The organism is Phyllobacterium sp. P30BS-XVII (genome assembly GCF_014138335.1).
In the GTDB taxonomy this organism is placed as follows: domain Bacteria; phylum Pseudomonadota; class Alphaproteobacteria; order Rhizobiales; family Rhizobiaceae; genus Phyllobacterium; species Phyllobacterium meliloti.
Window position 1 is genome coordinate 148,193 of record NZ_JACGXO010000008.1, and the last position, 22,673, is coordinate 170,865.

Annotated in this window: 21 protein-coding genes; 11 read left to right on the forward strand and 10 right to left on the reverse strand. The window is 54.7% G+C overall.

Annotated features, from left to right (window positions below; genetic code table 11):
• Positions 1-54: 54 nt before the first annotated feature.
• The 3 genes from frc (at position 55) to sucD (ending at position 3,482) form a co-directional block, all read left to right on the forward strand.
• Complete coding sequence (gene frc / locus FHW17_RS20560) at positions 55-1,332, forward strand: formyl-CoA transferase (RefSeq protein WP_112522271.1); 1,278 nt, start codon at positions 55-57, stop codon at positions 1,330-1,332.
• A gap of 81 nt (positions 1,333-1,413) precedes the next feature.
• Complete coding sequence (gene sucC, locus FHW17_RS20565; RefSeq protein WP_246706954.1) at positions 1,414-2,604, forward strand: ADP-forming succinate--CoA ligase subunit beta; 1,191 nt, start codon at positions 1,414-1,416, stop codon at positions 2,602-2,604.
• Entirely contained in the window at positions 2,601-3,482 is an 882-nt protein-coding gene (gene sucD, locus FHW17_RS20570; RefSeq protein ID WP_112522273.1) for a succinate--CoA ligase subunit alpha, read from the forward strand. The genes sucC and sucD overlap by 4 nt, the downstream gene beginning before the upstream one ends.
• Positions 3,483-3,493: 11 nt before the next feature.
• Here the strand turns inward: sucD and bhcR are convergent, their stop codons facing one another.
• From bhcR to FHW17_RS20585, 3 genes are all read right to left on the reverse strand, one after another.
• Entirely contained in the window at positions 3,494-4,324 is an 831-nt protein-coding gene (gene bhcR / locus FHW17_RS20575) for an HTH-type transcriptional regulator BhcR (RefSeq protein WP_112522274.1), read from the reverse strand.
• Positions 4,325-4,611: 287 nt separating this feature from the next.
• Entirely contained in the window at positions 4,612-5,385 is a 774-nt protein-coding gene (locus FHW17_RS20580; RefSeq protein WP_182510709.1) for a fumarylacetoacetate hydrolase family protein, read from the reverse strand.
• Between the two features lie 65 nt (positions 5,386-5,450).
• Complete coding sequence (locus FHW17_RS20585) at positions 5,451-6,470, reverse strand: 2-dehydropantoate 2-reductase (RefSeq protein WP_112522276.1); 1,020 nt, start codon at positions 6,468-6,470, stop codon at positions 5,451-5,453.
• Positions 6,471-6,782: 312 nt separating this feature from the next.
• Between FHW17_RS20585 and fdhA the strand changes: the two genes are divergently transcribed.
• From fdhA to FHW17_RS20600, 3 genes are all read left to right on the forward strand, one after another.
• On the forward strand, positions 6,783-7,973 hold the full coding sequence (gene fdhA / locus FHW17_RS20590) for a formaldehyde dehydrogenase, glutathione-independent (RefSeq protein WP_182510710.1): 1,191 nt from the start codon (positions 6,783-6,785) through the stop codon (positions 7,971-7,973).
• Between the two features lie 460 nt (positions 7,974-8,433).
• Positions 8,434-9,453, forward strand: a complete 1,020-nt coding sequence (gene rsgA / locus FHW17_RS20595) for a ribosome small subunit-dependent GTPase A (protein WP_348643766.1) — start codon at positions 8,434-8,436, stop codon at positions 9,451-9,453.
• Positions 9,454-9,612: 159 nt separating this feature from the next.
• Positions 9,613-10,329, forward strand: coding sequence for a DUF2076 domain-containing protein (locus FHW17_RS20600; RefSeq protein ID WP_182510711.1), 717 nt, complete (start codon positions 9,613-9,615; stop codon positions 10,327-10,329).
• Between the two features lie 113 nt (positions 10,330-10,442).
• Here the strand turns inward: FHW17_RS20600 and FHW17_RS20605 are convergent, their stop codons facing one another.
• The 3 genes from FHW17_RS20605 to FHW17_RS20615 all read right to left on the reverse strand — a co-directional run bounded on the left by FHW17_RS20605 (position 10,443) and on the right by FHW17_RS20615 (position 14,084).
• Positions 10,443-11,744, reverse strand: coding sequence for an epoxide hydrolase (locus FHW17_RS20605; RefSeq protein WP_182510712.1), 1,302 nt, complete (start codon positions 11,742-11,744; stop codon positions 10,443-10,445).
• Positions 11,745-12,006: 262 nt separating this feature from the next.
• Positions 12,007-13,347 carry a HAMP domain-containing sensor histidine kinase gene (locus FHW17_RS20610; RefSeq protein WP_182510713.1) on the reverse strand — a complete coding sequence of 447 codons (1,341 nt, stop codon included), beginning with the start codon at positions 13,345-13,347 and terminating at the stop codon, positions 12,007-12,009.
• On the reverse strand, positions 13,344-14,084 hold the full coding sequence (locus FHW17_RS20615; protein WP_112522281.1) for a response regulator: 741 nt from the start codon (positions 14,082-14,084) through the stop codon (positions 13,344-13,346). The genes FHW17_RS20610 and FHW17_RS20615 overlap by 4 nt, the downstream gene beginning before the upstream one ends.
• Positions 14,085-14,323: 239 nt before the next feature.
• Between FHW17_RS20615 and FHW17_RS20620 the strand changes: the two genes are divergently transcribed.
• Both FHW17_RS20620 and msrA read left to right on the forward strand, forming a co-directional pair.
• Complete coding sequence (locus tag FHW17_RS20620; RefSeq protein ID WP_112522282.1) at positions 14,324-15,094, forward strand: alpha/beta hydrolase; 771 nt, start codon at positions 14,324-14,326, stop codon at positions 15,092-15,094.
• A 163-nt stretch (positions 15,095-15,257) separates the two neighbouring features.
• Positions 15,258-16,055: a peptide-methionine (S)-S-oxide reductase MsrA gene (msrA, locus tag FHW17_RS20625; protein ID WP_246706955.1), complete on the forward strand. Its 798-nt coding sequence runs from the start codon at positions 15,258-15,260 to the stop codon at positions 16,053-16,055.
• 7 nt (positions 16,056-16,062) lie between these two features.
• Here msrA and FHW17_RS20630 read toward each other — a convergent pair whose 3' ends face one another.
• Positions 16,063-16,530 carry a MarR family transcriptional regulator gene (locus FHW17_RS20630; protein ID WP_112522284.1) on the reverse strand — a complete coding sequence of 156 codons (468 nt, stop codon included), beginning with the start codon at positions 16,528-16,530 and terminating at the stop codon, positions 16,063-16,065.
• 391 nt (positions 16,531-16,921) lie between these two features.
• Between FHW17_RS20630 and FHW17_RS20635 the strand changes: the two genes are divergently transcribed.
• Positions 16,922-17,338, forward strand: coding sequence for an organic hydroperoxide resistance protein (locus FHW17_RS20635; protein ID WP_112522285.1), 417 nt, complete (start codon positions 16,922-16,924; stop codon positions 17,336-17,338).
• Between the two features lie 458 nt (positions 17,339-17,796).
• Here the strand turns inward: FHW17_RS20635 and FHW17_RS20640 are convergent, their stop codons facing one another.
• Complete coding sequence (locus tag FHW17_RS20640; RefSeq protein ID WP_112522287.1) at positions 17,797-18,066, reverse strand: hypothetical protein; 270 nt, start codon at positions 18,064-18,066, stop codon at positions 17,797-17,799.
• A 121-nt stretch (positions 18,067-18,187) separates the two neighbouring features.
• Between FHW17_RS20640 and FHW17_RS20645 the strand changes: the two genes are divergently transcribed.
• Complete coding sequence (locus tag FHW17_RS20645; protein WP_112522288.1) at positions 18,188-19,408, forward strand: helix-turn-helix domain-containing protein; 1,221 nt, start codon at positions 18,188-18,190, stop codon at positions 19,406-19,408.
• A 33-nt stretch (positions 19,409-19,441) separates the two neighbouring features.
• Positions 19,442-20,074, forward strand: coding sequence for a glutamine cyclotransferase (locus tag FHW17_RS20650; RefSeq protein ID WP_112522289.1), 633 nt, complete (start codon positions 19,442-19,444; stop codon positions 20,072-20,074).
• A 41-nt stretch (positions 20,075-20,115) separates the two neighbouring features.
• Here the strand turns inward: FHW17_RS20650 and FHW17_RS20655 are convergent, their stop codons facing one another.
• On the reverse strand, positions 20,116-21,249 hold the full coding sequence (locus FHW17_RS20655) for an LCP family protein (RefSeq protein ID WP_210275977.1): 1,134 nt from the start codon (positions 21,247-21,249) through the stop codon (positions 20,116-20,118).
• 206 nt (positions 21,250-21,455) lie between these two features.
• Entirely contained in the window at positions 21,456-22,496 is a 1,041-nt protein-coding gene (locus tag FHW17_RS20660; protein ID WP_112522291.1) for a dipeptidase, read from the reverse strand.
• Between the last annotated feature and the right edge of the window lie 177 nt (positions 22,497-22,673).

Consider the following 22,673-nt stretch of genomic DNA (forward strand, 5'->3'; position numbering starts at 1 on the left):
GCCGGTTCAAATCGACATAAGCAGAACAATCTGTACTGAAGAAGGGAAGGAACTATGACAAAAGCTTTGGAGGGTGTTCGCATCCTAGACTTCACCCACGTCCAGTCTGGACCAACATGCACACAGCTTCTTGCCTGGTTTGGTGCCGATGTCATCAAGGTCGAACGTCCCGGCGTCGGGGATATTACCCGCGGCCAGCTTCGCGATGTTCCCGATGCTGACAGCCTGTATTTCACCATGCTCAATCACAACAAGCGTTCGATCACACTTGATACGAAGAATGAAAGTGGCAAGACGGTTCTGGAAGAGCTGATCAGGAATTGCGATGTGCTGGTGGAGAATTTTGCTCCCGGCGCGCTTGATCGCATGGGTTTCACGTGGGAGCGCGTTCAGGAACTCAATCCTGCAATGATCGTCGCCTCGATCAAAGGCTTCGGTCCGGGACCCTATCAGGATTGCAAGGTGTACGAAAATGTTGCGCAATGTACCGGTGGTGCGGCGTCAACAACAGGCTTTCGCGATGGATTGCCCCTCGTGACCGGTGCTCAGATCGGCGATTCCGGCACAGGGCTGCATCTTTGTCTTGGCATCGTAACCGCCCTCTTCCAGCGCACAAAAACCGGACGTGGCCAGAAAGTCTCGGCGGCCATGCAGGATGGCGTGCTCAATCTGTGCCGGGTCAAATTGCGCGATCAGCAGCGCCTTGCCCATGGACCGCTGAATGAATACAGCCAGTTTGGCGAAGGTATTGAATTTGGCGAAAGCGTACCGCGCGCGGGTAATGATTCCGGTGGCGGCCAGCCGGGCCGTATCCTGAAATGCAAGGGCTGGGAGACTGATCCCAACGCCTATATCTACTTCATCACACAGGCACCCGTCTGGGAGGCGATCTGCGATGTGATCGGCGAGCCTGAGTGGAAAACCCATCCTGACTATGCCAAGCCCGGTGCCCGGCTGCCACGCCTCAATGCAATTTTTGCCCGCATCGAGGAATGGACCATGACGAAGGATAAGTTCGAGGTGATGGCCCTTCTCAATGATCGGGACATTCCCTGCGGCCCGATCCTTTCCATGAAGGAAATTGCCGAAGATCAATCGCTGCGTGCGACGGGTACGATCGTCGAGGTCGAACATCCGGTTCGGGGTAATTACCTGTCAGTCGGTAATCCGATCAAGCTTTCCGACAGTCCAACGGATGTTACCCGTTCGCCGCTTCTGGGTGAGCACACCGAGGAAATCCTGCGTGACGTTTTGAAATTCGATAACCGGTTTATCGATGATCTGCAAAAGAGTGGTGCGCTTGGCGATCCGCAAAAGATCGCGGCGGAATAATCACCCGTTTGTAAGAAACAACGCGGCGGCATCGATCAGGTGCCGCCACTGCCCGAATGCTCAATCAGTCTTGGGGAGGCCATGGCTATGAAGCTTCATGAGTTCCAGTCAAAAGCACTGCTATCAGCCAGAGGCATCGGTGTACCCGAAGGTCGAGTGGCACTGACTGCCGCTGAGGCGCGCGCCGCTGCCGAGGTTCTCTGTGTGGCCAAGATTGCTGTAAAATCCCAGATTCTCGCTGGCGGACGTGGGCTCGCAGGCGGCGTCCAGCTTGTCTCTACGCCGGAACAGGCAGGCGTTGCTGCCGCATCAATGCTTGGGCGAACGCTTGTTACCGAACAGACGGGCCCGGCGGGCAGCCGCGTCAACCGGGTATTGATTGAAGCTGCTGTTCATCCTGTGCGTAGTCTTTATCTGTCACTGTCCATCGATATTGCGAGTGCCGAGATCATGGTTCTCGCTGGCGCTGAAGGCAGCGAGGATATCGAAAAGCGGCTTCAATCTGGCGAAACGCGCCTCGAACGAATTTCGATGGGAACCGGCGATGCTTTGGCTGAAGATGTTGCAATCAATTTGGCCAAACGCATCGGTCTTGGCTCTTCCGATCTGCAATCTACCTTCGCCCAGCTTCTTGACCAGTTGCGTCGGATTTTCGTGGAATTGGATGCGACACTGCTCGAAATCAATCCGCTTGCCGTAACGGAGCAGGGCGGGTTTGTTGCGGTCGATGCCAAGATGATTATTGATGACAATGCTCTATTCCGGCATCCTGAACTGGTGGCATTGCGTGACGAGCATGACGACGATGCTGTGGAGCTTGTTGCCCAGAACCGTCAGCTCAATTATCTGCGCATGGACGGCAATATTGGTCTGGCCGTTAATGGTGCCGGGCTCGGACTGGCTACGCTTGACATGGTTTACGCCGCCAAGGGCAAACCAGCAAATTTCATGGATATACGCACCACCGCCACAAGCCTTGATGTCGCCCATGGCTTCACCCTTCTTCTCAACAATCCGGCAGTGCGCTCGATTCTCGTCAACGTACACGGCGGCGGCATGCAGCCTTGCGATACAATCGCCGATGGTCTGGGCATTGCCATGCGCCGAACCGGTCGTACTTGTCCTGTCATTGTTCGCCTAGCTGGCAACAATGCCGAATATGCTCGGTTTCGCTTCGCCAATTTCGGCTGCAAGGTAATCGATTGCCCTGACATGTGGACGGCCGTAACCCGCGCAACATCAGCTGCACAGTCAAACGGAGAAAGACCATGACCATTCTCGTTGACCAGAATACGCGTGTAATCTGTCAGGGCATGACCGGCTGGGCGGGGACGCACTATTCTGCGGCTATGCTCGAATATGGAACCCGGATTGTTGGTGGCGTCACACCCGGCAAGGGTGGGACCTATCATCTGAATCTTCCCGTCTTTAACGAAGTTGCCGAGGCGATGCGAGAAACCGGCGCAAATGCCAGCATGGTTTTTGTACCGCCGGAGAACGCTGCCGCCGCGATGATCGAGGCAATTGAAGCCGGTATGCCGCTGGTCGTTGCCCTGACCGAGCGGGTGCCGGTGCAGGATATGTTGCGCGTGCGTGCAGCTTTGAAGCAAAGTGCGACGGTTCTTGTCGGACCAAATTCTCAAGGTGTTCTTTCGCCGGGCGTTTGCAAGATTGGTGTCATGGCGACCGGCAGCGAGAGAAAGGGGCAGATCGGTATTCTGTCGCGTTCGGCCTCGTTGACAAGCGAAGTCATTGCGCAGGTCAGCGCTGTGGGGTTGGGTCAGTCCACGACAGTTGGGATTGGTGGCGATGCCATTCACGGCCTCAGTATGCGTGACTGCATGCAGCTTTTTCTTGCCGACCGCGATACGCATGGCGTCATTGTTATCGGTGAGATTGGTGGATCAGAGGAGCAGGAACTCGCGGACTTATTGATTGACCTCAAGCCTGATATTCCGATTGTCGGGCTGGTGGTCGGTCGCCATGCACCAACGGAACGCCGCATGGGTCACGCCGGAGCCTTTGCGCAAAGCGCTGCCAATGATGCACAAAGTAAGATCAATGCCCTTCAAGAGGCTGGTGTCATCATTGCCAAAAGCCCGCATCTGGTGGGCCAAACCATACGCGAGGCTATGGCCGTTTCTGTTTGATGGGCCTTGATCTAGAGTTCTTCCGGCCGCCGTCCGCCCATGGCACGCGTCAACTCGTTTGCTGTGTCACGCACGACTGGACCCAACACGTCCACCTTGTCCCGGGGCAGGCGCACGGTCGGACCGGAAATCGATATGCCGCCGACGGCCTCGCCATGTTCGTTGAAGATCGGCGCAGCAATACAGCGCATGCCAAGCGTGTGTTCCTCGTCATCGATTGACCAGCCGCGCGAGCGTATTTCCTGAATATTTTTCAGGAGTGCAGGAAGCGTGTCCAACGTGTGATCGGTAAAGTGGGTAATCTGCTTTCGGCTTACGGTCCGGCCAATTTCAGAGTCCGACCATGTGGACAGGATTGCCTTGCCAATGCCGGAGGCATGGATTGGCCCGCGTCGCCCTGGTCGAAAGAAAGCGCGCATCGGAGCGTGGCTTTCGACCTGGGAAATGAACACAACATCACCATCGTCCTCAATGCCGATATTGGCGGTCTCGCCGCACTCCTCCATCAGCCGTTTCAGGAAGCGGCGGCTGATTGGGCCAAGTTTGCGCGATCGCAGGAAACCATTGCCAATGGCAAAAGCGCCGACGCCGATAGACCAGTCGCCGGTTTCCGGGTCATGCGAAACCATGTCGTGTTTTTGCAATGAGGTCAGCAGGCGATGAACAGTGGAGGGCGCAAGGCCAGTCTTGTCGGCAAGCTCTGTCAAGGCTGAACCGTCGTGATCAGCAATGATCGTCAAAAGATTTAGGCTCCGGTCGAGGACCTGTACCGATGATGGTGAGGCATCCGCAGCGGCCTTTCGGCCTCGCTTGCCCTTTGCCGGTTGGATAACAGCCACCATGATTCCTTGCTCTGCTGTTGCGTTATCCCAGCCATAGACCGATCATCAGGAGTTTTCCAGTTTTATTGGCTGTGCTAATTTCCATATTGTGGGAATAACTGCCATTTAATGTTGATATAGAAAATTTTTAGAGTATGATTTCAAATATATAATAGCGTTTCCGCCATGCCCACAATTGTCAAAAAGCTCAGTTTTCGGTCGAGTTTGGACGGGCGCTGAAATGTCCAGTCTCGGTCCGTTGGAAGAATGCCCGGAATGCATGGTTCCGGGCATTCTTTTGTAATTTTCTATTGAACGAATGTGTTCGACAGCGTGCCGATTCCGTCAATTGTAACCGAGACAATGTTCGACGGGTCCTTGATTGAACCGACGCCAAGCGATGTACCACAGCAGATCAGATCTCCCGGCTCAAGTGTCATATCTTTCGAAAGCGCACTGACGAGACGGGCTGGTGGAAAGATCATATCGCTCAGGGGATAATTCTGGCGCTCAACGCCATTGAGCACAGTTTTGACATGGAGTTTAGCCGGATCGAGATCGGTGCTGATTACGGGTCCGAAGGGACCGAAACCGTCAAAGCTTTTGGCGCGGGCCCATTGGGCAAAAGTTTTGTCGCGGGCAATGATGTTGCTCGCTGTCAGGTCGTTAACGCATGTATAGCCGAAGATTGCCGCAGCAGCTTCCTCCTCTGAAGCATCGGTACAGCGTTTGCCGATCACAATCCCGAGTTCGCCCTCATAAGCCACAGCTTCTGAATAGGAGGAGGGGCGGGTAACAATGGCGTCCGGGTGAGCGACACACGAGGTTGCCTTGAATAGATAAAGCGGTTCATCGGGTACTGCTACATCAAGTTTGGCCGCCAGCTGGTGGAAATTGTTCCACAGCGCAATGATCTTGGACGGTGAACAGGGCGCCAGCAAGCGAACCGAAGCAACGGCACGCCGCATCCCCGTAGCCGTCGGTTTTTCGAACATGTTGCCTTGATATACGGCGATCTCATTGCCTAGTAACAGGCCGAACCGCTCCACACCGCCATCGTCAAATCGCGTCCACTTAACCATCTTCCATGTCCTCCCGTTTTAAAGTGCGGGTCTTTTCATTTGCCCGTCACTGGCTGGCAAGCCGGTCAAGATGCCATGGCTGGCTTGACCGGCACCGCTTCGGGGAACGTCGGGTAAAGGCCCTTCACACGTCCCATTTGCTGCGCAAGCGCCAACACGCTGTCTATGAAAGGTGTTTCCACTTTGGAAAGTCGGCCCATTTCCTGCACGGATGTCAGGAGCGCATCGAGTTCGATGGCCCGGCCCTTGTCAACGTCCTGCAACATGGATGTACGATGCGCGCCGACACCAGCCGCGCCATCGATGCGCCGCTCAACGTCGACACGGAAGGTCGCCCCGAATTTCTTGCCGATGGCCTGTGCTTCAAGCATCATATTGCGCGCAAGATTGCGGGTGCCCGGATCTGTCGCCACAATGTCAAGCGTTGCGCCCGTCAATGCTGAAATCGGATTGAAACAGAGATTGCCCCAAAGCTTGATCCAGATATCGTCGCGGATGTCCTCATAGAAGCGGGTCTTTAAGCCGCCCGCATCCATCGCGGCCGCCAGTTGGTGGACGCGTTCACTGTTGCTGCGATCAGGCTCACCGAGACCAAACTGATTGCCGTAAATGTGCTTGATCACGCCGGGCTCAACGATTTCAGTAGCGGGATAGACCGTGGCTCCGATAACCCGCTGGGGTCCGATCGTATTCCACTGGCGATTGTCAGGATCAACACTCTGCAGCCGGAGGTTGGCCACGCTCGGCCCAAGGCCATGGAAATACCACCAGGGAAGCCCGTTTTGGGCTGTTACCACAGCAGTCTTTTCGCCCAGAAGCGGAACCATGTCCTCAACCGATTGCCATGCCTGATGTGCTTTCAGCGTGACGATCACATAATCCTGATGCCCTAATTCATGTGCATTGCTGGTAGCCGGCATGCGCTCGACGATTTCGTCCCCGTCTACAAGCAGCTTGATGCCATTTTTCTTGATTGCGTCGAGGTGAGCGCCTCTGGCGACAAGGGAGACGTCAGCGCCCCCGCGCTTGAGCATGACCGCCATATAACCGCCGATCGCGCCGGCACCATAAATACAGATTTTCATTTGTTTCCCTCCTGGCCACTGTTTTGAGGGGGTCTCCCAGATATCAATTCCCCTGTTTGCATTTGTGGTATACATAATCCCAGAAAAAGATGTGATGTCAACCCTCATCGCCAATGTTGGGCGAAGCAACCGCGCGTGAAATGATATGTCGCGAACAGAACGGCCAATGCTTGAATTCGGCCTATGGTTGAGTTGCTTTCGTCACCACCACGGCGAACAGCGCCATGCCAAGAGGCGTGAGTACTGACGAGGAATTCGGTCTTCCGTCCGGAAGGCCGTTGTTTGCACCAGAATCCATGGGAGGAGTTCGCAATGAGCAAGAACAGAGGCGTCGTCTATGTGGGGCCGGGTAAGGTCGAAGTACAGGACATCTTTGATCCAAAACTTGAAGCACCAGATGGTCGCCGAATTGAACATGCGGTTGTTCTCAAGGTCATCTCTACGAACATTTGCGGATCAGATCAGCATATGGTGCGTGGTCGTACCACTGCAGAGCCGGGGCTTGTTCTTGGGCATGAAATCACTGGTGAGATCATTGAAAAGGGCCGCGATGTCGAAATGCTGTGTGTCGGAGATATTGTTTCCGTCCCATTCAACGTGGCATGCGGGCGCTGCCGCACATGCAAGTCTCAAGACACAGGTGTTTGCCTGACGGTCAATCCTGCACGCGCAGGCGGTGCCTATGGTTATGTGGATATGGGTGGTTGGATCGGTGGTCAGGCACGTTATGTGACAGTGCCTTATGCGGACTTCAACCTTCTGAAAATTCCTGATCGTGATCGCGCGATGTCTAAGATGCGGGATCTCACGATGCTTTCCGATATTTTGCCGACGGGATTTCATGGAGCGGTGAAAGCGGGCGTGGGTGTCGGCTCGGTTGTCTATGTTGCCGGAGCCGGACCCGTTGGGCTGGCTGCCGCAGCGTCAGCCCGTATTCTTGGTGCTGCTGTGGTGATGATTGGTGACTTCAATAAGGAGCGCCTTGCACATGCTGCAAAGGTTGGGTTTGAACCGATTGATCTGTCCGCCAGCGACCGTCTTGGTGATATGATCGCGCAGGTGACGGGTAGCAACGAAGTTGACAGTGCCATTGACGCTGTGGGTTTCGAGGCACGCGGTCACAGCGGCGGCGAACAGCCAGCTGTTGTGTTGAACCAGATGATGGAGATCACGCGCGCCGCCGGGTCCATTGGTATTCCCGGTCTTTACGTGACTGAAGATCCGGGTGCTGTCGACAACGCAGCCAAGCAAGGCAACCTGTCTTTGCGTTTTGGCCTCGGTTGGGCAAAGGCACAATCGTTCCATACGGGTCAAACGCCAGTGCTTAAATACAACAGGCAACTCATGCAGGCGATCCTTTATGACCGGTTGCCAATTGCCGATATCGTCAATGCCAGAATTATATCGCTTGAGGATGCGGCCCAAGGCTATGAGAGCTTCGACAAGGGGGCGGCGCAGAAATTTGTGCTTGATCCGCATGGCGAGCTTGCCAAGGCTGCATAAAGACCTCATCGGGTGCAGCGCATAACAACAACGCTCGGTGGAGAACCCGTCCGAGCGTTGTCCATAAGGTTGCAGCCTGAACTGGTGGTGAGCTGTGTTGGAGAGAACGGCAGGATCAGCAGTGATCATCCCTGATAACTACTGCAGCAATGTTGCCATCGCCTTGGTCCTCTGGTCGGAATTGATCGCAATGCATCGTATATTTCCGATCTGCCCCGCCTATCTTTGTTGAGGTCGGCATTTCTGACATTTACGCTCACGTGCCGTTCAAGTTTGTAAGGTTTCTGATAGTCACCCATTCTGTTCTCGTTCAGCTTTTTGTGGAATGCCCTAGAGTATGATGCGGGTGCGGTCTTGCCAACGCTGATCAGGAGGGGTTACGTGCCTTGGCTGATTGTCATCAAGTCATCTTGTCTGAAGGATACTCCATGTATGCGATGCCGCACCATCGGGCAGAACCGTGAACGATCACTCTGCCGCTCTTGCTCGTCTGGGATGGTCTGAGTTTTTCAGCGATCAGCTTGAATCCGCAGATGCCGCTCTTGTTCCAATGCGCATCTCTACGGTTCATCGCGCCCGTTTGGCCGCAATTTCCCCAACCGGACATGTCAAATTGATACTTTCGGCGCAGGTCAACACCGGCGATTTTGCAGTGGGTGATTGGGTGCTTGTTGATCCACAAACGCACGAGTTGCGCCGCCTTCTCGCTCGAAAAACCCTGCTGATACGTCGCAGAGCGGGGCATGGAGCGACCCAGCTTGCTGCGGCCAATGTCGATACGCTATTCATCGTCACGTCCTGCAATGCTGATTTTAATTCTGCACGGTTGGAGCGCTATCTGGCCCTTGCAAACGAAACCGGAACCAATCCGGTGATTGTCTTGACCAAGGCTGATACCGTCCCGGATGCCAAGGAGTATGAGCGTCAGGCCGCTGCGTTGCAGCGCGGATTAATTGTGGTTGTACTCAATGCCCGTTCTGCCGATGCCGCAACGGCATTATCGCCTTGGTGCGGGGCGGGGCAAACAGTGGCGCTGGTTGGTTCATCCGGTGTCGGCAAATCGACGCTGGTCAATACGCTTGCAGGTTCCGAGCAGGAATTGCCTCAACTGACAGGTGGTATCCGTGAGCAAGATGCCAAAGGTCGTCACACCACCACTTCACGTTCACTGCATGCCATTTCCGGCGGCGGCTGGATAATCGATACGCCGGGAATCCGTACCTTGCATGTCAGTGATGTCGGGCATGGTATTGAGACGCTCTTTGCTGAAATCACGGAGCTTGCGCCCCTTTGCAGGTTTCGCGATTGCACCCATGCTCATGAACCGGGCTGCGCCGTGCTGGCAGCAGTGGCTGCAGGTTCGCTGGACCCTGAACGGCTGGCCCGCTGGCGAAAATTGCAGGCGGAAAATCACGAAAACACACCAGCGCAAAGCCGTCCCCGAAGTGGCAACTCGATACCCAATCGCAGGAAAAAATAAACGGAAGTTGAGTTGGCCACTCACCAGCTTGGAACTGTTTACCTCAAATTGTGCGCTGAAATTGGCTCTGAGAGCAGCTGAGATTACATTTTCGTAAAGTCATCTAAATGCCACGAATCTGGATCGAGATCATGTTTTCCTAAAACAAGGTGAACGAAAATGAATGCCGATGAACAGAAACTTCTCAGTGGCCTCTTCGATCGTACAAAGCAAGCAGCAGGTACTCCAAGAGATCCCGACGCTGAGCGCTTTATTTTGGAGCAGGTCAAAAGCCAGCCCTCTGCTCCCTATCTTTTGGCTCAGGCCGTGATCGTGCAGGAACAGGCGCTGAATGCGTGCCATGAGCGCATTCAGCTATTGGAAGCGCAGGTGAACGACTTGCAGAATGCGCAGCCTGTGCAACAGCAATCCGGTGGTTTGTTCGGATCGATCTTTGGCAATACGTCGGCAGGACAACCTCCTCAACCCGCCTCAAGCCGTTCAAATGGACCGTGGGGTGCGGCGCCCACACCTCAGGACGGATATGTGTCCCAAGGCCAAACTCAGCAGGCCGGACGGTGGTCTGTGCCACAACAACCACAATCTCAAGGGGGTGGCTTTCTGCAAGGCGCGCTGAGCACTGCGGCAGGCGTAGCAGGTGGCGCGCTGCTCTTCGAAGGCGTCAAGAACATGATAGGTGGCAACTCAATGTTCGGTGGTTCGAATATCGGTGCCGGGACCACACCGCCAGCCGGTTCCGGCGAGACTGTCATCAACAACTATTACAACGATGACAATAACAATGGCACGCAACTCAGCGACGCCGAACAAGACCGCTTGGACGATGCTGCCGATGACTCATTTGATAACGCTACGGATGATGACAATTTAGCATAGGGCATAAGCGACGGGGCACGGCGCTAATGATTTCATTATGAAGAGAACAGCATGGCCCGGTACTTGATGCCGGGCCATGCTGTTTGATCAATTTGACAGTATGATGGATCAGCTTATCGCAGCGAGCGGAACGCTGCACGAAGCTCGGCGCTGAAAAGTTCGGGCTCTTCCCACGCGGCGAAGTGACCACCCTTGTCTACTTCGTTAAAGTAAATGAGCTTGTGATAGCTCTTCTCCGCCCAACTGCGTGGAGCACGATAGATTTCGCCAGGGAAGACAGTCACCGCAGCTGGTATCGAGATATCCACCGCGTTGAAGTTGTTGGCGTTGTTCTCCCAATAAAGCTGGGCTGATGAAATCGCGCTGTTCGTGAGCCAATAGAGCGTGATGTCATCAAGCATCTCGTCCTTGGTCAATGATTTCTCCGGATCACCACCGCTATAGGTCCACTGGGCAAATTTATCGTACATCCAGGCAGCAAGGCCAACCGGCGAGTCCGATAGTCCGTAGCCAACCGTCTGCGGTCGCGTGGTCATCATGACGCCATAGGCACCGTTCTTGGAAAAGAACGTGCTTAACGATTCATAAGCTGCCTTCTCGACGTCGGTAAGTCCTGTTGGTGCGGGATCACCATCACTCATGGCTTTGGCGACATCTGCTGGAACTGTTGCTGGCATATTGACGTGAATACCGAGCAGTCCTTCGGGCGCCTGACGCGCCATCTTGTCTGAGACAACCGAACCCCAGTCGCCGCCCTGCGAGACATAGCGTTTATATCCGAGACGCTTCATCAGTACGTCCCATGCAAGCCCGATACGATCGGCATTCCAGCCTGTTTCGGTGGGTTGGTCCGAGAAGCCGTAGCCGGGCATCGAAGGTATCACAACGTCAAAGGCGTCATCGGCACTTCCGCCATGGGCTGTTGGATTGGTGAGAGGATCAATCACCTTCAACAATTCCAGAATTGAACCGGGCCAGCCGTGGGTAATGATGACAGGCAGCGCATTTGAATGTTTCGAGCGGACATGGATGAACTGGATATTAAGCCCGTCGATTTCTGTCACGAACATCGGCAAAGCATTGAGTTTCTTCTCCACTTTGCGCCAGTCGTAATCTGTTCCCCAGTAGTGGACGAGTTCCTTGAGCTTGGCCAGCTGGACGCCTTGCGACTGATCATCGACAGTTTCCTTGGCGGGCCAACGCGTGGCGAGAACCCGTTTGCGAAGGTCAACCAGATCCGCTTCAGGAACGTTTACCAGGAAAGGGCGGATTGCCGTGTTTTCAGCGGCAGAAGCGAGTTGTCCGGGCAGCAGGCCGAAGGCACCAGAGGCTGTCGCACCGACAATCAGCGCTGTTGCTGATGTGGCAAGAAAGCTGCGCCGTGTTGTGGATGGTAATAAGGGAGGCATATTCATTCTCCGTGATTGGCGGACGAAAGCGTCGGAAGCCGGGTCGTTACGGCAATGAAGACGGCTTTGCCGCAGGGGAAAGCAAGCGTTGGAACGCAATGGCAGAACATCTGCCATCCATCGCATGAGGCAGCAGGCGCGTATCCGGGATGTGTTCTGAATGGGCGGAATTTGTAACGGATCGTATGGGCGCAGTTGGCTCTTACATTGAGATACAAAGAACGGCCGAACGACCTGCGACCTTGAAGCGGATGCGCCGATGATCCTGCTATTCTTTTGTGTGGATGGGTTGGGGCAGGTATATTTCTGCCGCCAAGCCGCCACCGGGTCGGTTCTTCAGATTAAGGATTCCATCAATTGCGAGCGTCAATTGCTGGGCGATTGACAATCCGAGTCCGGTGCCACCTGTTCCACGATTGCGGGATTGTTCGAGGCGATAGAATGGCTGGAGGACTGCTTCAAGCTCATCTTCAGGAATGCCGGGGCCGCGATCCAGCACTTTTATGATAACGGCTCCATGGGTGTCTCTTTCCAGATTAACTTCAGCGCTTCCGCCGAATTTCAGAGCGTTATCGACAAGGTTTGTAAGGATACGACGCAGAGCGTGCGGCCGTGTCACGATTGCCGCTTCAATGCTTCCACTGAATGTCGCAGCTTTGCCCGTGTCCTGATAATCATAGACCAGACTTTCCATGAACGATCCGACGTCAATGCGCGATGGCTTTTCGGTATTGCCATGCGCGCTGCGCGCATAGGCTATCCCCTCATGTACGAGACGTTCGATCTCGGCCAAATCCTGTACCAGTTTTTCCTTTTCAACGGACTCTTCAGCAAATTCAGCGCGCAGTTTCATGCGCGTGATCGGTGTTTGCAGATCGTGTGAGATCGCTGCAAGGATTTGGACCCGCTCTTGCAGATAATGTGCGATGCGATCACGCATCGCGTTAAAGGCCGCCGCGGCATAGGCGACTTCGCTTGGTCCTGTTTCACTCAAGCGCGGAGCATTCTTGTTCGGATCAAGGGCATCGGCGGCATTGGCAAGATTCACCAGGGGCCGGATCGCTTGTCGAACCGCAAGCCAACTGCAAAGAATAAGCAGAACAAGTTGGGTGACAAGGACGTAAGGCAGCCATTCGGCCAGTGGCATGACCGCCGGATTTACGTCGATCGTGAGTGGGGCACCGTCACTAAGGGTCACATGGCCTTGGAGGCGCTTTCCATCCCCGGGGATGGATTCGATGGTGAGTGGAAAACGTTTCCCCACGGCCTCATTGATTTTCCCTGCAATCTCCCGTCCCGCATCCGTGGAAATGGGAACACCTGCCAAGCCAGTGCCAAGCATGTATCGGGACGTCCCGCGGTCGAGTTGATCCAGCCATCCGGCTCTCTCGTCTGCTGGCAAGCGATCCAGTATGGCGACGGATGTTGCAATATCCTGTTCGAAATTATTGAACATCACCATCTTGGCCGTCATGTACCGTTCCATAAACAGGACAGCGAATGCCAGGCCATAGGCAATTGTCAAACCGGCCAGAAAAAGCAGAAAGAGCCGCGATCCCAATGTGCGGGGCCAAGGCCGGAAAGATCGAACTGCACTCAAGCCTTTCATTGGCGGATCTCGGAAATTTCAACCGGCATGGAAAAGACATAACCCTCGCTGCGAACCGTCTTGATATAAGAAGAGTCGCGAGGATCATCGCACAGGCGCTGGCGAAGCCGGCTCACCAGCAAGTCAATCGACCGGTCGAAAAGTTCGGCCTCCCGCCCTTGTGTGAGATTGAGCAATTGATCGCGATTGAGAACGCGTTGCGGGTGGTCCATGAACACGCGAAGCAGGCGATATTCAGCGCCACTGAGTGCTACTGCCGTGCCATTGCGGTCAAGCAGATGGCGGCCTGTGGTGTCCAGTTGCCATTCGCCGAAACTTAACAACTGCCCGACTTCCGTCACCTGAAGATTGGGAGGAAGCATGCGTGTGCGGCGTAAAACGGCCTTGATCCGCGCCAATAACTCGCGGGCGGAAAATGGTTTCGCCAGATAGTCATCGGCCCCCATCTCAAGGCCGACAATCCGATCTGTTTCGTCGGTTCGTGCCGTCAGCATGAGGACTGGAATCGCCTTGTGCTTGCCGGCCCGCAATTCGCGGCAAATAACGAGACCATCATCGCCCGGCATCATGACATCGAGCACAATGAGATCAACAGAATCTGTTTCAAGAAACGACCGCATGTGCCGCCCGTCTGCCGCAACGGTAACGCGCAAGCCATTCTTCTTCAGATAACCGGAAACCAGTTCCCGGATTTCGCGGTCATCATCCACGATCAGAATGTGGTCGATATGGTCCATCGTAAAATCACCTCAACTCGTATTGCCGAATAGCAGTAGCCTAATTCCGAAAGGGCAGGAGGGCGGCGTTAGCGATAATTGTAAGCCACTGTATCCATCCGCTGACTGGATACAGTGGCAAACAAAATTGTGCGGGCGTCATCCCTGCTCCTTCTGGACAAGTTCCAAAAGGCCTTCTAATATTTAATTATCATAATAATTATTATGATGCAATTGATTGCTAAAAAAAGGAATCTATCATGATCAGACATTCCATCTCTCTTGCCGTCGCGGGCTTCATCTTGTCGTCTGCTGGTTCACTGTCGGTAGCTTCGGCAGCCGATGTCAAAAACATTGTCATTGTTCATGGCGCTTTCGTTGACGGCGCAGGCTGGCGACCGGTTTCCGACATTCTGACAAAGCAGGGATACAAGGTAACGATCGCTCAACAATCGCTAATATCCCCTGCTGATGACATTGCCGCTACCAAACGTATCCTCGACCTTCAGGACGGCCCGAGTATTCTGGTTGGCCATAGCGCAGGTGGCATGATCATCAGTGAAGCTGGAAAAGCCGATAATGTTGCGGGTCTGGTCTACATCGCTGCGTTTCAGCCGGAGAAGGGTGAAAGCATTGTGAAACTCGCGACCAGCGATCATTCTCATGCCATGCAGGAGAGCAAGGTCAAGACATTGAAGGATGGATACTCCTATATCGAGCCGGATGCCTTCGCCGAAGCCTTTGCGGCGGATCTGCCGAAGGAGACGACGGATTTTCTCGCACATTCGCAGGTCTTTGCTTCCAAAGCCATATTCAGCACAGAAGCGGGCGAACCGGCATGGAAGACCAAAAAGAGCTGGGCATTGGTTGCCACCGACGACAAGTCGATCAATCCCGAACTTGAGCGCAGTATGGCCAAGCGGGCGGGCAGCACAGTGGTTGAAGTAAAGGCAAGCCATGCTGTTTACGCGTCGCAACCACAGGATGTTGCAAAGCTGATCGCGGAAGCAGCCCAAACGGTCTCAAAATAATATCGTCTGCAAAAATGTGGAGGCCGGATATCCGGCCAGCCACGGCTTTGTACCGCAGCGTACAGCGCCTCCGCTATCCCACACTTTGTTACAGTTTCAACCTCATCAGGACACATACGGGATACGTCTGCACGGTTTGATGCGGATACCGATACCGCCGGGAATGGAACCGTCACACAGACACAGCTTTATCAGATGCGGGCAAGGTGAGGACACCATCATGCAAAACACAATAGGATTGAAAACACGAAGGCCAATCTTAAGTCTGCGCCCGCTTCTGGCGGTGGCCGGAATACTGGGTCTGCTGGGTGTGCTACTGCTTGGCTATGCACCATCCGCGGCGGAAGAGCCAAGGCTTGTGCCGACCGCACTCCATGATGTCGCTGATACCAGCGGAATACAAACGGCGGTTTTTGCGGGCGGCTGCTTCTGGGGTGTTCAGGGTGTATTTCAGCACGTCGAAGGTGTCGTCAGTGCGACCTCGGGTTATGCTGGCGGCGGCCCTGAAACTGCAACTTACGAATTGGTAGAAACCAGCAGGACGGGTCATGCTGAAGCCGTGCAAATCGTCTTCAATCCGAGAAAAATCAGCTACGCCAAACTTCTCCAGATCTACTTTTCTGTCGCCCATGATCCGACACAGCTCAATCGTCAGGAACCGGACAGAGGGACACAATATCGCTCTGCAATCTTTCCGGAGAATGATGAGCAAGCCAAGGTTGCTTCAGACTATGTTGAACAGCTTAGGACAGCGGGTGTCTTCAAGAAAAAGATCGCAACCACTGTCGAACCCGGCAAAACCTTCTACAAAGCGGAGGCCTATCATCAGGACTTCATGACCAAAAATCCGGAGAATCCATATATCGCTTTTCACGAGCAACCGAAGGTAGAAAACCTGAAAGGCTTCTTCCCGGACTATTACCGTGCGGAAGCTGTTTTGGTTTCAGGCAACCAAGGTTGATAGAACCTTAGAGCTGGCCTTTGCTGGCCTTCACAAGATTGTCCCGGAGCTTGGCGATGGCCTTTTGCAAGACAGGAAATTCCTCGGGCGTAAGGCCCGAGGCCTTGACTGTAATCTCACCAAAACCAAAGCCTTTTTCACGCAGGTTGCGCCCCGCATCCGTCAATGAAATACGCACGTTGCGTTCATCTTCGCTGTCCCGGGTGCGGGTGAGGTATCCCATGGCTTCCAGCCGTTTCAGCATGGGAGTCATGGTGCTCGATTCGAGAAACAGCTTTTCGCTCAATCCCTTGACCGTTTGCTGATCCTCTTCCCATAAGCTGATAATCGTTATGTATTGCGGGTAGGTGAGACCAAGCTCGTCAAGGACAGGCTTGTAGACCCGGGAATAGGCGAGATTAGCGGAGTAGATCGAAAAGCACATGAAGTCAGCCAGTTTTGCCGTCTTGCTGCGGATGGGTGTTTTTTGAGTCATTCAGGCTCCGGAAATGAAAATTGCGATGTGAATGATTATCATCATTCGTAAGGCCTATAGGAGCCTAGCACGCCTATCATAATATTAGTTATTATAATAATCAATCGAAGGCATGTCACTCAGGCTGATATCGGCATATGCCGCTGACATTGATCCGCTCTACCACCAAAATTAATGCACATGTGACCCGTTTGGTTATGCCTACGTGCATCAATTGCTTCTGAACCAAGTTCATTTGTACGGGAATGTATCAAGCTGGTTGCCTGCCACACTGCGTTACATCTTCGCTCAATCCCGACACATGAGGGATACGTCGTGCCCGCTTTATGCGGTCAATGGCTGCTTTGGCCGTTACGCCTCAATTGTTGTTCACTGCAAAGGAAACCACATCATGACTCAATCTCAGAACGTACTCTACACCGGTAAGACACGCACTTCAGGCGGCCGTGATGGCACATCGCGTAGCGCCGACGATCGTTTGGACATCAAGCTCTCGTCTCCCGGCTCAACGGGTACTGGCACCAATCCCGAGCAGCTGTTCGCGGCTGGCTGGTCGGCCTGTTTCATTGGCGCGATGGGACTTGCGGCCCGCAAGATGCGCGTGACGATTCCTGCCGATGCAGCAATCGATGCTGAGGTGGATTTGTGTCTGGTTGATGGTGCGTACTTTCTTCAGGCCCGTCTTAACGTCAGTCTACCCGGTCTCGAACGTGACGTCGCTCAGGCGCTTACGGATGCCGCTCATCAGACCTGTCCTTATTCCAAAGCCACACGCGGCAATATCGACGTCACGATCAATCTGATTTGAGCAATGCGGTTTCCTGCGCTGGCTTGCCTGAGATCCAGGCAACCAGCCACTGGCAGGCTCTGCGCCCAACGCCAATTATTCGGAAGAAAGTATCATGAGAATACAGTTTCTGGGCATCCTGTTCGCGTTTGGATGCATCACAACCCCAGCTTTAGCTGCAACTGACCTCACAATCAGCGTACCAAAAACAATTGAGCGGATTTTGAGTGTTGAAGCGAAGCCGGGTGACCAAGCACGCTCACGGAGCAACCCATATATATCGTACCGGGTTCTTGAGAACGGTACGATTGAAATGACCAATTCGCAGACTGGGGTTCGAAAATTCTTTAAGCCGCAATGGCCCGAAACGGTTAATTCGCGGGGAAGCCGATGGTAGGCATTAGCGTTACGACAAATTCAGCGGCAGGCTTTTTGCAAGGCAACAAGTCTGCCGTACTCCCTGAACAAGGTTGTCGTGATCACGAGCGGGCGCTCCCGCTTCTGTGATGGACAATCAACCTGATCCAGGGCGCCGAATGGAAGACGCTCATCAGGAGATACATCATGGTCATTCCGCCAATCGGCAAAGCTTGGTCCGCAGTGGAGCAGATCATGTTTGCATTGCCGGCGAAAGTTGTGAACAGTGCCATAATCAGGAATGTTGGCCCTGCTGCCAGACACAGCCAATCCGAGGCGCTTCGGGCGGTATCGTGATCGTCTTCGCGTGTTCCGGTCACATGTGCTGTCATCGTTCTTCTCCTTCGGATATCTGTCGTCTACCATTGCTGGTGCGACGTGTTGCGTACTGGTCCTGAACAGATTAGGGCCGGATGCCGAAATCACGGGAGTTACAAGTGTGACGGGATTGCCATGGACTCGCTGATTACGGCTGCGGCTCATGCACTTGCGGCAGGTGATTTGCTGGGTGCGCTGAAGCGGGTCGCCCTGCGGGAAGATCCGCCAGCGCTGGCTCTCAGAGGTATCATCATGGCACAGCTTGGCGATTTCGTTCGGGCAAAAGCCCTTTTGAAAGGTGCTGCACGAGCGTTTGGCCCGCGAGAGGCTGTGGCACGGGCGCGGTGTGTCGTCGCCGAAGCAGAGATCGCGCTTGTCTCGCGCGACCTATCTTGGCCCGCCAAGTCGCTCGATACTGCGCGACACACGCTGGAAGCACACGGTGACCACGTCAATGCCGCACATGCACGGCATCTCGAAGTTCGGCGTCTGCTGCTGATCGGACGTCTTGATGACGCTGAGCGTTCGCTCGCTGTGCTTGACGCAACTCTGCTCCCATCCGCTTCAAGGGCCGCCCACGCACTGGTGGTTGCGGGCATCGCTATCCGGCGACTTGATATGAAAACGGCCCGCACTGCGTTTGCACAGGCGGAACAGGCGGCTCACCAGGCTGATATCCCTGCGCTGACAGCGGAGGTCGAAAATGCGCGGCTCATTCTCGATGCACCCACAGCACGGTTGATCGCACGTGGCGAGGAGCGGCCTCTCTTACTGGAAGATGTAGAAGCGCTGCTGGCGTCACCGGCATTCGTTGTGGACGCATGCCGTTATATTGCGCGCGAACCGGGCAAAACAATTTCTTTGGCGACGCGACCGGTTTTGTTCGCACTGGTTCGCGCATTGGCTGAAGCATGGCCGGGAGATGTGACGAGAAGCACGCTGATCGCGCGCGCCTTCGGCGGCAAACATGCTGACGAATCGCATCGCGCGCGGTTGCGGGTAGAGATCGGGCGGCTGCGCGCCGAGCTTGGAGCGCTTGCAGATGTTAGGGCGACACCGCGCGGATTTGCCCTGGAGCCACGCGGTGCAAGCGATGTCGTCGCGCTCGCCCCGCTTATTGAAGGGCAGCATGGCGATGTGCTCGCCCTCCTTGCCGATGGCGAGGCATGGTCAAGCTCTGCTCTGGCGATTGCGCTTGGCGCAAGCCCCCGTACCGTACAGCGGGCGCTCGAGCAACTTGCAACAACGGGCAGGGTGCAGTCGTTTGGTCGCGGGCGAGCGCTTCGGTGGATGACGCCGCCGGTTCTGGGTTTCCCGACGATCTTGTTACTCCCTGGGCCGCTGCCGAGCGACTAGTATGGAGGTATTGAACACATTGAGGAGACGATCATGAAACGCTCTACTGCTGAAATACTTGATGAATACGGACCTTTCCCCGGAACTGACCACGTCCATGGGGTCACGTTTGACGGCCAAAACGTCTGGTTTGCATCAGGCAACAAGCTCAGCGCCTTTGATCCGGCGAGTGGCAGCACGGTTCAGTCGATTGATGTCGCCGCTCATGCCGGGACGGCCTTTGACGGTCAGTATCTCTATCAGATCGCTGAAGACCGCATCCAGAAAATTGATCCCAAGACGGGCCTCGTCCTCAACACAATTCCAGCACCGGGCAATGGTGGTGATTCCGGGCTTGCCTGGGCCGAGGGTACACTCTGGGTAGGAGAGTATCGGGGCCGGAAGATTCACCAGATCGATCCGCAGACCGGGGCTATTCTTCGCTCTATCGAGTCCAAGCGTGTCGTCACGGGCGTAAGCTGGGTTGATGGCCAACTCTGGCATGGGACGTGGGAAGGTGATGATAGCGACGTCAGGCGCATCGATCCTGATACGGGAGAGGTACTGGAGAGGCTGGATATGCCCGCCGGAACCGGTGTATCGGGGCTTGAGTCCGATGGCGCGGATAGGTTCTTTTGCGGAGGCGGAAACAGTGGCAAGGTACGCGCTATCCGCCGACCCAAATAAGACCGGTTAGCACTGGCATCGGGCGGGCGTGGCACAGGGATTTAATTTGCCTGTGCAGGGAAACAAGGTGCGGTGGGTGTAGTGACCGGCTCATCATTATCGACGACCGGTTCGGCGTCCGTCCTGCTGCGCAGTGGCTCAGCGGTTTTACTGCTCGTGCTCAAAGCGTCGGAGACGGGGTGATCGGCAGAGATCAACTGAAAAAGCTTCCTGGCTGGCCTTTCACGCCACTCGACCCGGCCAGGGTAGGCAGTGGAATAGCGCCAGGGCGTGATAACAAAGTGGATCGTATCCATTGACAAGGCGGTGAGTGCGAGATGCCGCATGACACCTATGGTAAGGCCGGGGTCGGTGATAACGGATTTGGTTACGGCGTCGAGGAAGCTGAAGAGCAGGATCGGATTGGCCAGTATCTTCCTGCTCATCGACTTTTTCGCAATGGCAGCAACGAAATCCTGCTGGCGCTGGATGCGCCCGATATCAGACCCGTCGCCAATGCTGTGACGCGCCCTGACATATCCAAGTGCCTGTTCGCCCAGTAGTGTTTGCCAGCCAGCAGGCAAGGTGAGCGGAACATATTCGTCATGAATCGGTTCCGGGATACAGAAATCTACCCCACCGATCGCGTCCACCATGTTTTTGAAACCGGCGAAATCAACCATGATGAAGTGGTCGATCCGAATGCCGGTAAGCGTTTCGATGGTTTTCCAGGTGCAGCCGATGCCGCCGAAACTAAATGACGAATTGATAATTCCGAGATGCCTTTTCTGTCCCGGAAACTCCTCCCGCACACGGCAAGCGGGAAGCTGAACCATTGAGTCACGAGGAAAACTGATCACCACTGCATTATTGCGTTCAGGAGACAGATGAGCGAGCATGATTGTGTCGGTACGGTCGCCTATATGCTGGGAGTTTTCGCTGGTGCTCTGGTCCAATCCGACCACAAGAATGTTCAGCCCGGTGTTCGGTAATTTGGCGGGACGGACATCACCCAGATCCTCGCGGCTGACCTCAATATATCGGAGATTACCTGTCAGTTTGGCATAAGCAATGTACCCCGTGACCAGGAGAACGACGGCAGCGATGAGGAGCAACCAAAGCAGCCAACGACGGTACCACTTGGGCGGGACTTTGTCCGCGGGTGCCGACGGCTCGTCGATCAACTCACTGTTCACGTGACTCTCCGGGAGAGGGCGGCTAACCGCAGTCGGCGGCATTCACCCAAACCAACATATCCTGCAGGATAGGATTCTAGTCATACGTATTTAAAACGCAAGCGACCACACACAGTGATGCGCAATGGCTGATCGCGGTGTCGGCCAGTGATGCAAGACTATTAGAACAATTCCACGGCCGGAAACGCGCTCGCGATCAACTGGGATTAATTTTTCCACGTTTGATCAAGGACGCGTATCCAGTTCGCATGGCAGATTTTCCTCAATGCTTCATCATCATATCCGGATTGACGCAATGCACTAACGAGTAACTGCAAATCACTCGCATCGCGCATGGCTGCAGGGATTGTTGTTCCATCAAAATCAGAACCAAGGGCGATATGATCTATGCCGATGCGGTTAACGATATAGTCGATATGTTTTACCAGCACGCTCAGATCAGTGTCGGGGTTTCTCGTACCATCCTGTCGCAAAAACAAAACGCCGAAATTCAGACCGGCCAGTCCGCCCGTATCGCGGATTGCATCGAGTTGGCGGTCGGTCAAATTACGGCTATGTGGGCTCAATGCGTGAGCGTTCGAGTGAGATGCAACAAGTGGAGCATCGGATATTGCGGCAATATCCCAGAAACCTTGTTCGTTCATATGGGACAGGTCGACCATGATACGCAGGTCATTGCAGGTCTGGACCAATTTCTTTCCATGATCGCTGAGACCCGGTCCAATATCCGGTGAACTGGGAAAGCGGAACGGTACGCCGTAAGCAAATATGTTCGGGCGACTCCATACGGGACCGAGAGTGCGTAAACCCGCCTGATGGAGGACATACAGCGCATCAAGATCCGGACCTATCGCTTCGGCTCCCTCTATGTGAAGCACGGAGGCAAAAGCGCCGCGCTGCATGGCTTCGCGAATGTCATCGGCTGTGCGACAGATACGCAGTCTGCCTTCCGCCTGCCGCTCGATGCGAGCGAGAAGAGCGGCCATGGCCAAGGTGGTCGTCAGCGCACTTGCCATCTCAGGCGTCTTGTAATCGCCATTTGCATCTTTCTGCTGCGATGGGGTCGGAACATACATCGCGCATAGCCCGCCCGCCAATCCGCCCTTGCGTGCTTTCGGCAGATCGATATGCCCGGCTTTTTCGCCCTCGATAAAGCGCGTTTCCGGAGAAGGTTCGCTCGACAGCAAGAGACGAAGAAGGACATCATTGTGCCCGTCGAAGACAGGAACGATTGGATCGATGGTCATAGGTCAGGAAGCCTTGGTGCATTTCAAAATGGTGGGAGTGAGTCCCGATGATGTCACCAGCTTTGAACCGAATGATCGCAAATGGCAAATGTGTTTTCTCTGTTCGCTGCGCACCTATGGGCAAAGATCACATGTCGCGACCCCTTGCCTGAATATAGACTTCCGGATAACGAAGCG